Raw genomic sequence first — 12994 nt, forward strand, 5'->3', positions numbered from 1 at the left:
GTGTACTGGACCCCGGATGGCTACACGGATCCGAAGCGGGACTGGTTCCACAAGTACGTCGTCACCGAGATCTCCGAGATCGACCGCACCGCCGATCAGCCGGCGATCACGACGCGGTACGAGTACAGCACCGCTGGGGGTGGCACGACCGTCCTCTGGGGCTACGACGACGGCGAGTTCACCAAGAAGAAGCACCGCACGTACGGGCAGTGGCGCGGTTACTCCCAGGTGGTCACCAAGGTCGGTGAGCCGGGTCGGGGCGTACCGCTGACCACCCAGAAGCGGTTCTACCGGGGCCTGCACGACCAGCCGCTCCCCAATGGCACCAGGCGCAGCGTCGAGGTTTCTGACTCGGAGTCCAACAGGTACACCGACCACCCGGCGCTGGCCGGCTCCCCACTCGAGGAGGCGACCCTCGACGGGTCGACCGTCGTCGAGGCGTCCACCACGCAGTACTGGACCCGCCAGACGGCCGCGCGGACCCACACCGGGGGCACCGACCGCGCGTACCTCAGTCGCCCGTCTGTCGAGAAGACCCGCAAGCTGCTCGCGGCGAACAAGTGGGCGCGGACCGAAACCCTTACCACCTCCAACTCCGACGGCCTACCAGAGGTGGTCTCCGACCTGGGCGACACCGGCCGGGCGGGCGATGACACCTGCACCCGCACCACGTACGTCACGAACACCGACAAGTGGATCCGCGAGGCCGTGTCCCGGGTGGAGACGGTCGCCAAGGCCTGCGCTGACGCCCCGTCCCGACCGGCTGACGTCATCTCCGACGTGAAGACCTACCACGACGGATCGGACACTCACGGCTCCGCTCCCAGCAAGGGCCTGGTGACCCGCGAGGACACCCTCGACACCTGGGGGACCGGCCCCAGTTATGCGGTCACGTCCCGTAGTTCCTACGACGCGCTGGGCCGAAAGCTGACCGTTACCGACGCGCGGGGCGGCGTGACCACCACCACCTACACTCCGGCTGGTCCCGGGCCGGTGACCGAAACGGTCACCCTCAACCCACTCCAGCACAAGACGACCACCACCCAGCAGCCGGCCTGGGCCGAACCGACAGTGATCGTCGACGCCAACAACAAGCGCACCGTCCTCGCTCATGACCCGCTCGGCCGGTTGGCCAAGGTGTGGCTCCCAGGCCGCGCTGAGCTGACCCAGACCCCGAACATGGAGTTCGGGTACGTGGTCCGCAACGACGGGCCGCTGGCGGTCACCACCAAGCGACTCGGACCCAACGGCACGTACCTCACCGAGGTTGGTCTCTTCGACTCGCTCTACCGGTCCGTGCAGACGCAGGAGGACGCCCAGGGCGGGCAGCGCCTGGTGGAATCGACCGGCTACAACGACCGGGGCCTGGAGGCGTACAAGTCCGGCCCCAACCACATCACGGGAGCGCCCTCCACCGTCTTCATGCTGCCCACTCTCGGCGGGGATCGCGTGCGGACCGTGTTCAGTCACGACGCGCTGGGTCGGGTGATCAACGAGGGCACCTGGTCGAGCAGCGGCCAGTTGTGGGCGACAGCCACCACCTACGGCGGCAACCCCGATGGCTGGCAGGTCGCCGTCACCCCGCCGCAGGGTGGCACCGCCACCGTCACGATCAGCGACGTCGACGACAAAACGACCGAGCTGCGGCAGTATCACGGCGCGACCCCGAGCGGTGGCTTCGACGCCACGACCTACACCTACACCCCGCGTGGCGACCTGGCGAGCGTGACGAATTCGGCGGGGAAGGTCTGGCGCTACGAGTACGACCTGCGCGGCCGGGAGGTGAAGACCACCGACCCGGACAAGGGGGAAACCACCCTCACCTACGACAACGCGGACGACGTGACGTCGTCCACCAACACGTTGGACGAGGTGGTCTCCACCGAGTACGACGCCCTGGGGCGGCAAAAGCTCCGTCGGGTCAACGGTCAGCTGACCGCCGACTGGACGTACGACACAGTCGCGAAGGGGCACCTGACCAAGCAGCGCTCGATCGTCGGCGGGCATCAGTTCACCCGCGAGGTGTTCGCCTACAGCAGCGCGTACCAGGTCGCCGACGAGGAGTCGGTGGTGCCGGCCATGCCCGGCCTGGAGGGTGCCGCCGGCACCTATGTCTCCACCTACACGTACAAGGCCGACGGCTCACCCGACCGGATGAACGTTCCGAAGGTCGGCGCGCTCGAGCGGGAGACGATCGCCCACACCTACGACGACCTGGGCAACGTGACCCGACTGGTCGGCACCTCGTACCCGTCGGGGACGAACACCGTCTACGTCGACACCGCCACCTTCTCGCCCTACGGCGAGGTGCTGAGCCGCAAGCTCGGCGTCGACAACAAGCCGCAGGCCTACCAGACGTACGTCTACGACGACGTCACCCGTCGGCTCCAAGAGTTCTATTTCGACCGCGACGCCACGGTGACCAACGTCGCCGCGCTCAGCTACCGCTACGACCCGGCGGGCAACGTGCTGTCGATGGCCAACCGGCCGCTGGACAACGCTGACAACCCGCGGCCCGCCGACAGCGACGTCCAGTGCATGAAGTACGACTACCTGCGGCGACTCACTCAGGCGTGGACGCAGGCGCTTCCCACCTGCGCGGACGGGGTGACGGCCGGGGACGTGGGCGGCGTCTCCCCGTACTGGAAGTCGTACGAGTACCACAAGTCGGGCTCCCGGAGCGCGGTGACCGACAAGCGCACCGGCGTGACCTCAAGCTACGGCTACGGCCAGGAGGGCGCCGACAAGCCGCAGGCAGTGCGGACTGTGACAACTGGCGAGCGGGTCGATCATTACGACTGGGACGACACCGGCAACCTCACCTACCGACGGGTCGACGGGGTCAGCGAGACCCTCGACTGGAGCCCGCAGGGCAAGCTCACCGAAATCACCGGACCCGCCGGCACCACGCGGATGGTCTACGACGTCGACGGCAACCGGATCGCCCGGATCGATCCGAACGGCCAGGCCACGGTGTTCGTCGCCGGGCACGAGCTGAGCGTCGCGGGGCAGGACAAGACGGCGACCCGCTACTACGACCACGCTGGTGACACTGTCGCCTCCCGCACGTCGTCCACTGCCACCGGTTCAAAGGACGTCGTCTGGCTGGCATCCGACCAGCACGACTCGGCGAACTGGGCGGTCAACTCGGTCACCCGGGTCGACACGATCAGATACTCCGACCCGTACGGCAACTCGCGTTCCGGCGGCGTTGGTGGCACGTGGCCCTCGGGACAGCGTGGCTTCGTCGGCGGTATCAGCGACCCGACCGGGCTGTCGCTGCTCGGCGCCCGGTTCTACGACGCGGCGCTCGGCGCGTTCATCTCGGTGGATCCGGAGACGGACGAGTACGACCCGCAGCGCCTGCACCCGTACGCGTACGCCAACAACAACCCGGTCACGTTCGCCGACCCGGACGGCCTCTTCTTCGGCAAGATCAAGAACGCGGCGAGCCGGGCCGGAAACGCGGTGGCCAGCGCCACCAAGTCGGCGGCCAGGGCCGTGGTCAACAACGCGGGCACCATCTCGACGGTCGCCAGCACGGTGGCGATGGTGGCCGCCGTGCTGCCACCACCGGCGCAGGTGGTGGCGGTCGCCGCCGGTGCGGTGGCCGCGGTGGCGGGGGCGATCGACACCGCCAAGACCTGCGCGGGCGGGGACACCGCGGGCTGTGCCATGGGCATCGCCTCGATGGTCCCGGGAGTCCGGCAGGCCAAGACCGCCGCGCGAGGTGCCGGCGCGGTGAAGAACGCCGCCAAGAACAGGCCGGACCCCCTCGACAGCTGTCTGACCCCCAACAGCTTCCTGCCAGGCACCTCCGTGCTGATGGCGGATGGTACGTACAAGGCCATCGAGAAGATCGCGATCGATGACGTGGTGCGGGCCGTGGACCCGGAGACCGGCGAGGAGGGGGCCCGCCCGGTCACCGCATTGATCACCGGTGTCGGAGACAAGCAGCTCGTCGAGATCAGCGTCGACTCGGACCGGGACAGCAGGGCCGACGGCACCCTGACCGCCACCGACGGGCACCCGTTCTGGGCCGACAACCGGCGGGAATGGCTGAGCGCGGAGGCCCTGCGGCCAGGCGACGTGTTGTTGAATCCCGACGGAGTTCGGGTCAGTGTGATCGCGGTCGTCGCGTACGGTGCTGTCGCGACCGTCCACAACCTCACTGTCGACGACATCCACACCTACCTCGTACGAGCAGGCGACGACCCGGTCCTCGTTCACAACTGCGGGGGCAAGCATCGTGCCAAGGGAAAGTCCAGCCAGGACGCGGACTACGAGCCCACTCACGGCCGGGAACTGCGCAGTCACGGGTCAACGAGTCTCGCCATGCGACTGCTGCCCCCCTGGGTACGCGCAGGGCTCAACGGAGCCGTCGAGGGCGCCTCGGAGGTCTACGACAAGAGCGTCTACAGCAAGCTCCTGGGTTGGCTGCCCTCCAACCATTGGTCCAAGCAGGCGGCGGAGTACGGGGGTCGGGCCTACTACGCGGCCCGCACCGCGAAGAAGAGTTATCGGGCTGGCGGTGGGGGCTACGCTGCACACCGCAAGCCCAAGGTCTATCGCGGGACGCACCGTTACTCTCCGCAGCATCGGGTCACGTACAACCCGTTGAAGATGACGGGTATCTAGCCACGGTCGGCCAGCCAACCAGGCACTTGATCAGGGTGCGGGGGACGGGGGGGATCGTGTCCGTCACGATCGGCGGTGGCCTCTACGCGGTGCTACGCCGTGCCGCAGACGAGGCTGCCCGGCTCAAGCAGGTCAGCATCGGCACCGACGACCTCCTCTTCGCGCTGTTGGGTCGGTATCCGCGGCTGCGCCCGGCGGTTCCGGTACGGGCACAACCGCGGGAGCCGGCAGCCTCGGATGCCACGGACGACGTGTTCGGGCTGTCGGTCGAGGTCACGTTCGAGCTGGTTCGAGCGCAGCGCGAGGCGTACTGGCGCTCATTCGGGTGGCCGGGTCCGGCCGTTGACCGACTCGCCCGAGCAGTCGGGTGGGAGCTCGAGGCAGAGTCCGTGCTACGGATGGCCGCTCAACTGGCCCTACACCGTCAGGCTCGGTGGGTGGGCAGCGATCACCTGCTGGAGACGCTTCTGGAGGGGCCTGGTGACCGGGCCCAACGTTACGTCGACCTGGATCGTCTGATCCCTGGTCGGCTCGACGACGCGGTGGCGCAAATCTGGCCCCGGGGTGACCAGGAGCCGCCGTGGTTGGGGTTGGCCGCACCACTGCGGCAGCTCGGGGTGCTCACCGGGCCCGGCGCCGGGGCCGTGCGGAGCGGGCGGCTGGCGACGCGCCTGATCTCCTCGGCCAGCCGGTTGTTCAGCCAGACCACGCCCGCGCTTGGCTGGTTGGAGTTGGAGGCGGTGGCCGAGACGGTACGTGTCGGACACGACCGCACCTCGCCGGCCCATCTGATCCTGGCGGTGTTGGTGCTGGAGGAAGAGATGCGCGCGGGGGAGCTGCGTCCCGCAGGACCCTCCGGCAGCGGGAACGAAGCCCTGCTCGATCATGTCGGGCTCAGGCGGCAGGAAGCAGGTCTCGTCGTGGCGGCGGCGAGATACGGCGGGGAGTTCGCCGGGCCGCGACCCAAGCGGGCCTGGCGCACCGACCGGACCAACCCGCCGTGGACAGTGGCGGCGGCCCGGATCGCCGAGCGTGCGCGTGAGCTGAGCACCCTCGGCGCCCGACTGCCGGCCGGCAGCATCCACCTGCTGCACGCTGCGCTGACCGACCCGGACGAGGAGGCCCGGCGGTTGCTCACTGAGCTGGGCGTAGACCCGTCAGTGGTTCGCGACCTGGCGGCTCGCCGTCTCGGCCTGGTCCAACCATGAGCTTGCGCTGCCGGTGTCGCTAGCGATCGGACGTCGTCCCGCTGGTCGCGCCGCGCGGTGCGGGAAGTGCCGGCCTCGTGGGCCAGGGGATCTCGGGCGCGCGGTGGAAGGTGATCCCGGCCGTCGTCCAGCGTGGGCCCTGGCCGGCCAGGCGGTCGCGGAAGCCGGCCCAGTCGTGGCTCGCCCGGGGTGACCAGCCCAACTCGGCGATGGCCGGGAGGCGGGGCAGGAGCAGCAGTTCGATGTCGGCCAGCGAGGTGACCGATTCGGTCCAGAGTGGGGCCTCCACACCGAGAACCGCTTCGGCGGGTACGCCGACTACGTGCGTACCCGGATCCCAGTCGTACGCCTTCCGCACGTCGATGAGGCCGGCCCAGTCGTGCCCGATCGGGGTGTCCGGGGCGTACTTCATGTCCAGGTAGGCGTGGTTGCCGGGGGAGACGATCAGCCGAGCGCCCCTGCGTACCGCTTCGGCGGTGGTGTGGTCTTCGCCGCTCGTGCCCCACCACTGCAGGACCCGCCCGTCGAGGTGGGCGGCCGGCGCGAGCTGGTGCCAGCCGACGACGGTCTTGCCGAGGTCGGCCACGATGCGCTGGACCCGCTCGACGAAACCGGTGTAGACCTCGCCCTTCACCTTGAACGCCTCGTCGCCGCCGATGTGCAGCCAGGGGCCGGGGGTGAGCGCGGCAACCTCGCCCAACACGTCGGCGACGAAGTCGTACGTCCGCTCGTCGGCCGGGTCGACGTAGCTGAAGCCGACCTCGGTGCCGGTGTACGGCGGCGGGGCGATCTTGTCCGGCGCCAGCTCCGGGTACGCGACCAGCGCCGAGTTGGTGTGCCCGGGGAGGTCGATCTCCGGAACGACTGTGATGTGGCGGGCTGCCGCGTAGGCGACGATCCGCTGGTAGTCGGCCTTCGTGTAGTGCCCGCCGGGGCCACCGCCGACCTCGGTCGTCCCGCCGATGGTGGTCAGCCTCGGCCAGGATTCGACGGCGATCCGCCAACCCTGGTCGTCGGTGAGGTGCAGGTGCAGGTGGTTGAGCTTGTAGCGGGCCAGGTGGTCGACCACCCGGAGCACGTCCTCGACGGCGAAGAAGTGCCGCGCGACGTCGAGCATCGCGCCCCGGTAGGGGAACCGGGGTGCGTCGGTGATGGTCCCGCCGGGCAGCGCCCAGCGTTCGGTGACCGGGCTGGGGCTCTCGATCCCCGCTGGCAACAGTTGGCGCAGCGTCTGTACGCCGTAGAAGAGGCCCGCGGCGGTGGTGGCGGTGACGCGTACTCCGTCGGTGGCGATGTCGAGGCGGTAGCCCTCCGCGCCGAGGTCGGCGCTGTAGCCCTCCGCGCCGAGGTCGGCGCTGTAGCCCTCCGCGCCGAGGTCGGCGCTGTAGCCCTCCGCGCCGAGGTCGGCGCTGCCGTCGAGCACGAGCGCGATGCCACCGGCGGGCTCCGGCGTGGTGGCGTCGGTGACCGGCAGCGGGTAGCCGGTGGCCGGACGCAGGAGCTGGGCGAGCTGCTCGGCGACAGCCAACGCGGCGGGGTCGGCGCTGGCCACGACGACCGCGTCGGCCGGGAGCGCCCAGTCGGCGGTCGGGTCCGGCTGGACCTGGTGGGGGGCGGGCACGACGTCGGCCAGCCGGTGCGGGGCCGCCGGGGCGAGCAGGGTGCCCGCTGTCTGCTCGGCCGCGCGGGCCAGCGTGGCCGCGTCCGGTTCACCTGCTGAGAGCGGCGTGGGGACGGCGGTGGGGCCGGGGGAGGAGGTGGTCGACACGGCGGCGACTCCGGGGGGTGTATTCGCGTCGGTTATGGCAAAAGTGAGGTTCACCGGCTGGCGTGGCGTCAAGCGTACGACGCTCGGCCGGGATGCGTGATGGTGCGCATGGAAGCGTTCCCAAAAACCGGTACGAACACGGATAGTCGTGATGGCTGTGCCAATTGTCACCGAACGGTCCCAGGTCACTCGATGTTCGCTTAACCTTCGCCCACCGATCGACGTCGACCCCGGGATTACCGGCGGTCCGTCCCGGGGAAGAAGAAAACTGAACCTTCGTTAAGTGTCAATCCGGCGCGTGTGTTGTGGAGGCTCTGGTGGCAGCGCAAGAGACCGTCGATCACAAGTACGTCTACGACTTCTCCGAAGGCAACAAGGAACTCAAGGAGCTGCTCGGCGGCAAGGGGGCAAACCTCGCCGAGATGACCAACCTGGGCCTGCCCGTCCCGCCCGGCTTCACCATCACCACCGAGGCGTGCCAGGCGTACCTCGCGACGGGACGGGAACCGGACGGGCTCGCCGGTCAGATCGAGGCGCACCTGGAATCGCTGGAGCGCACGATGGGCAAGCGCCTCGGTGACCCGCAGGACCCACTGCTGGTCTCCGTCCGCTCCGGTGCCAAGTTCTCCATGCCCGGCATGATGGAGACCGTCCTCAACGTCGGTCTCAACGACCAGAGCGTGGTCGGGCTCTCCGCGCAGGCGGGACAGAACGACAGGTTCGCCTGGGACTCCTACCGGCGACTCATCCAGATGTTCGGCAAGACCGTCTGCGAGGTGCCGGGCGAGGAGTTCGAGCACGCGCTCGACGAGGCCAAGCGCGCCAAGGGCACCCACAACGACCTGGATCTGGACGCCGACGACCTGCGTGGGCTGGTCGACGCGTACAAGAAGATCTTCTTGAAGCACACCGGCCGGGAGTTCCCGCAGCAGCCACGCGAACAGCTCGACCTGGCCATCCGGGCGGTCTTCGAGTCGTGGAACGCCGAGCGCGCGGTGCTCTACCGCCGCCAGGAGCGCATCCCGGCCGACCTGGGCACCGCTGTCAACGTGGTGACAATGGTCTTCGGCAACCTCGGCCCGGATTCCGGCACCGGTGTCGCGTTCACCCGTGACCCGGCCAGCGGCGCGCAGGGCATCTACGGCGACTACCTGGCCAACGCCCAGGGTGAGGACGTGGTCGCCGGCATCCGCAACACAGTGCCGTTGCAGGAGTTGGAGCAGCTCGACAAGGCCTCCTACGACGAGCTGCTCGGCATCATGGCCCGGCTGGAGGAGCACTACAAGGACCTCTGCGACATCGAATTCACCATCGAACGCGGCAAGCTGTGGATGTTGCAGACCCGGGTGGGCAAGCGCACCGCCGCCGCCGCGTTCGTCATCGCCGGGCAACTGGTCGACGAGGGCCTGATCGACCTGGACGAGGCGCTACACCGGGTCAACGGCGCGCAACTGGCCCAGCTGATGTTCCCGCGCTTCCAGCTCGACCACGAGTTCCAACCGGTCGCCAAGGGCATCGGCGCATCGCCCGGCGCGGCGTCCGGCACTGTGGTCTTCACCTCCGCCCGAGCCGTCGAGCTGGCCGCCGAGGGTAAGTCGGTGATCCTGGTGCGCCGGGAGACCAACCCGGACGACCTGAACGGCATGATCGCCGCGCAGGGCATCCTCACCTCACGCGGCGGCAAGACCAGCCACGCCGCTGTGGTGGCCCGGGGCATGGGCAAGACCTGCGTCTCCGGCGCCGACGAGATCGAGGTGAACGTCCCGGCGAAGCGCTTCACAGTGGCCGGGCACACCGTCACCGAGGGCGACGTGGTGTCCATCGACGGCACCACCGGCAAGGTCTACCTCGGCGAGGTGCCGGTCATGCCCTCAGAGGTCGTGCAGTACTTCGAGGGCAGCCTCGACCCCGAGCACATCGACAACGCGCTGGTCCGAGCCGTACACCGGATCATGACGCACGCCGACGGGAAGCGGCGGCTCGCGGTCCGCACGAACGCCGACACCGGCGCGGACGCCGCTCGGGCCCGGCGCTTCGGCGCCGAGGGCATCGGGCTGTGCCGCACCGAGCACATGTTCCTCGGCGACCGGCGGGAGCTGGTCGAGCGGCTGATCCTGGCCCGGGCCCCGGGCGAGCGGGAGGCGGCGCTGGCGGCGCTGCTGCCGTTGCAGCGGGCCGACTTCGAGGAGATCTTCCGCGAGATGGACGGCCAGCCTGTCACCGTCCGGCTCATCGACCCGCCGCTGCACGAGTTCCTGCCGCCGTTGGAGCAGCTCGCCGTCAACGTGGCTGTCGCCCAGGAACGCGGCGAGGACGTGGCCAAGGAGGAGGCGCTGCTCGCCGCCGTCCGGCGGATGCACGAGGAGAACCCGATGCTCGGGCTTCGGGGCGTACGCCTCGGCCTGGTCATCCCCGGCCTGTTCGCGATGCAGGTCAGGGCCATCGCCGAGGCGGCTGTCAGTTGCGCCCGCAACGGGGGCGTGGCCAAGCCGGAGATCATGGTGCCGCTGGTCGGGGCGGTCCAGGAGCTGGAGACGGTCCGCGCCGAGGCCGAGAAGATCATCGCCGAGGTGGTCGGGGACAGCGGCGTCGAGGTGCTGATCGGCACCATGATCGAGGTGCCCCGAGCGGCGCTGACCGCTGGGCAGATCGCCGAGGCGGCCGAGTTCTTCTCCTTCGGCACCAACGACCTGACCCAGATGGGCTGGGGCTTCTCCCGCGACGACGTCGAGGGCGCGTTCTTCTGGCGCTACCTGGAGTTGGGCATCTTCGGCATCTCGCCGTTCGAGTCGATCGACCGCGACGGCGTCGGTCGGCTGGTGCGGATCGCCGCCGAGGAGGGCCGGGCCGCCCGCCCCGGGCTGAAGCTCGGTGTCTGCGGTGAGCACGGCGGTGACCCGGACTCGGTGCACTTCTTCCACGAGGTCGGCCTGGACTACGTGTCCTGTTCGCCGTTCCGGGTGCCGGTGGCCCGGCTGGAGGCCGGCCGGGCGGTGGTGGAGACCGGCGGGTCGGACAGCCGCTGACGCACGTCGGCGGCGGCTGGTCACCCGGCCGCCGCCGGCGCTCAGATCGGCGGACGACGCCAGGTCGGCCGGACCGGGCGGCCCAACTGCGTCGGCAGTGTCGCCATCGGGGTACGCACGGCGAGTGGCGCGTGCGCGTCCGGAACAGCCGTGGCGCCGATGCCGCCGCCGCGAACGTCCAGGAACGACCCCGCCCGACGGGCCACCGCCCGCGCCTCCTCGTGCAGCGCCTCCAGGTCACCCGCCGCCGACATGGTGACGAGGGTCAGCAGGGCGCTGCGCCCGGCCGGATAGGTGACCACGCAGCCTGCCGTGGTGCACACGACCGACTCCCGGAACTCACCCTGCCGGACGGTGTCGGCCACCCGGTGCCCGAGCCCGAAACTCGCGGCGGCCAGCGCGGCGAGATGGGTGGCGTCGGTGCTGGGTAGGTCGCTGGAGATGAGCAGGCCGTCGGTGCCCGCGAGCACCGTGCCGGCGATGTCGGGTCGGCGTTGGCGCAGCCCACGAAGCTCCGTTCCCATCACCGTGTCTGCGTCCACGAGCGATACCCCTCACCGGTCGGCTCTGCGTGTCAGTCGGATGGTTACTTTCCGCGCTGGGAACGCTACCGGTGGCGACTTCCGGCCGCGAGCCCGTAACCCTCGGCGATCGGTCGGCAACTGGGGGCCAATCGGTGGTTGTGTGCAGTTCGTCGATGCGTCGTGAGCCTGTCGAGCAGTGGTGGCGGGCGTAATCTTGGCTCGCTCGCACACGGCCGATTGGGCGCCGCGTCGAACGGGAAGAGGTGACTGCATGACCAGTGTCTGGGAGAGCCTGACTGTCGACGCCCGCGATCCGGCCCGGCTGGCCCGTTGGTGGGCCGAGGCGCTCGGCTATCAGGTCGTCACCGAGACTCCGAGCGGCGTGGAGATCCGCCAGTCCCCGGACCAGGTGCCCGCCCTGTTCTTCGGCCCGGTGGCCGAGGGCAAGGAGCGCAAGAACCGGCTGCACCTCGACCTGCGCCCCGCCAATCAGGAGGCCGAGGTCGAGCGCCTGGTCGACATGGGTGCCCGGCACGTCGACATCGGTCAGGGCGACGTCGAGTGGACGGTGCTGGCCGACCCCGAGGGCAACGAGTTCTGCGTACTGCGTGAAAAGTGAGCCGGGGGCGGCGGACGCGCGGTTGGTCGAGGAGCCGCCCAAGGACACCGGACATCGCCGGTCGCCGTACGAGCGCGACCGGGCCCGGGTGCTGCACTCGGCGGCGTTTCGCCGGCTGGCCACCAAGACCCAGGTGCACACCGCCGGCACTGACGACTTCCTGCGTACGCGGCTGACCCACTCGTTGGAGGTGGCCCAGATCGCCCGGGAGATGGGTGCCCGGCTGGGCTGCGACCCGGACGTGGTGGACGTCGCGGGGCTCGCGCACGACCTCGGGCACCCGCCGTTCGGGCACAACGGCGAGGCCGCGCTGGATCTGCTCGCCACGCCGTGCGGCGGCTTCGAGGGCAACGCGCAGACCCTGCGGGTGTTGACCCGCCTGGAGGCGAAGGTGCTCGCCCCGGACGGCTCGTCCGCCGGGCTGAACCTGACCCGGGCGTCGCTGGACGCGATCGGCAAGTACCCCTGGCCGCGCCGGGCGGGGGAGCGCAAGTTCGGGGTGTACGCCGACGACACGGCCGTCTTCGACTGGATCCGCGTCGGCGCGCCCGGTGACCGGCGCTGCCTGGAGGCCCAGGTGATGGACTGGGCCGACGACGTCGCGTACTCGGTGCACGACGTGGAGGACGGCATCCACGGTGGTTACGTCACGTTGCACCCGCTGCTCACCGACGCCGACGAGCGGGCCGCGCTCTGCGCCGACGTGGCGGCCGTCTACTCCGGGGAGTCGGCGGCCGACCTGGCCGAGGTGCTCGTCGATCTGCTGGCCGGTCCGCTGCTCGCCCCGTTGAGCGGGTACGACGGCAGCCATCGCGCGCAGGTCGCGTTGAAGGCCACCACCAGCGGGGTGACCGGGCTGTTCGTGTCCGCGGCGGTGGCGGCGACGGAGGAGCGCTTCGGTCCGGGCCCACACCGCCGCTACGCCGCCGATCTGGTGGTGCCCCGCCTGGTGCGGGCACAGTGCGCGCTGCTCAAGGGCATCGCGCTGCGGTACGTGATGCGTCGCAGTGGCTTCCGGGGCCGCTACGAGCGGCAGCGGACGATGCTGGCGGAGTTGGTGGCCGCGCTGGTCCGGCGTGCCCCGGAAGGGCTCGACCCGATCTTCGCCCCGCTGTGGCGGGGGGCCCCGGACGACAGGGCCAGACTGCGGGTGGTGATCGACCAGGTCGCCTCGCTCACCGACCCGGCGGCGGTGACCTGGCACACCCGCC

7 protein-coding genes are annotated in these 12994 nt (G+C 70.1%); 5 read left to right on the top strand and 2 right to left on the bottom strand.

Going from position 1 to position 12994, the window contains the following annotated elements:
- A partial coding sequence (locus AB0C20_RS30965) for a polymorphic toxin-type HINT domain-containing protein (RefSeq protein WP_357569295.1) occupies positions 1–4638 on the top strand: 4638 nt, incomplete at its 5' end.
- A 56-nt stretch (positions 4639–4694) separates the two neighbouring features.
- Positions 4695–5846: a Clp protease N-terminal domain-containing protein gene (locus AB0C20_RS30970; RefSeq protein ID WP_357569296.1), complete on the top strand. Its 1152-nt coding sequence runs from the start codon at positions 4695–4697 to the stop codon at positions 5844–5846.
- Positions 5847–5865: 19 nt separating this feature from the next.
- Here the strand turns inward: AB0C20_RS30970 and AB0C20_RS30975 are convergent, their stop codons facing one another.
- Complete coding sequence (locus AB0C20_RS30975; RefSeq protein WP_357569297.1) at positions 5866–7614, bottom strand: beta-N-acetylhexosaminidase; 1749 nt, start codon at positions 7612–7614, stop codon at positions 5866–5868.
- A gap of 317 nt (positions 7615–7931) precedes the next feature.
- On the opposite strand from AB0C20_RS30975, the gene ppdK reads away from it, so the two are divergent.
- The gene (gene ppdK, locus AB0C20_RS30980; RefSeq protein ID WP_357569298.1) at positions 7932–10640 is read left to right on the top strand and encodes a pyruvate, phosphate dikinase; all 2709 of its coding nucleotides are present in this window, start codon (positions 7932–7934) and stop codon (positions 10638–10640) included.
- A 41-nt stretch (positions 10641–10681) separates the two neighbouring features.
- Here ppdK and AB0C20_RS30985 read toward each other — a convergent pair whose 3' ends face one another.
- The gene (locus AB0C20_RS30985; RefSeq protein WP_357181571.1) at positions 10682–11182 is read right to left on the bottom strand and encodes a roadblock/LC7 domain-containing protein; all 501 of its coding nucleotides are present in this window, start codon (positions 11180–11182) and stop codon (positions 10682–10684) included.
- 253 nt (positions 11183–11435) lie between these two features.
- On the opposite strand from AB0C20_RS30985, the gene AB0C20_RS30990 reads away from it, so the two are divergent.
- Both AB0C20_RS30990 and AB0C20_RS30995 read left to right on the top strand, forming a co-directional pair.
- Complete coding sequence (locus tag AB0C20_RS30990) at positions 11436–11783, top strand: VOC family protein (RefSeq protein ID WP_357181568.1); 348 nt, start codon at positions 11436–11438, stop codon at positions 11781–11783.
- A partial coding sequence (locus AB0C20_RS30995) for a deoxyguanosinetriphosphate triphosphohydrolase (protein WP_357569299.1) occupies positions 11773–12994 on the top strand: 1222 nt, incomplete at its 3' end. The genes AB0C20_RS30990 and AB0C20_RS30995, both read left to right, overlap by 11 nt.

Origin of the sequence: Micromonospora sp. NPDC048843 (assembly GCF_040649965.1) — a bacterium.
Lineage (GTDB): Bacteria > Actinomycetota > Actinomycetes > Mycobacteriales > Micromonosporaceae > Micromonospora > Micromonospora hortensis.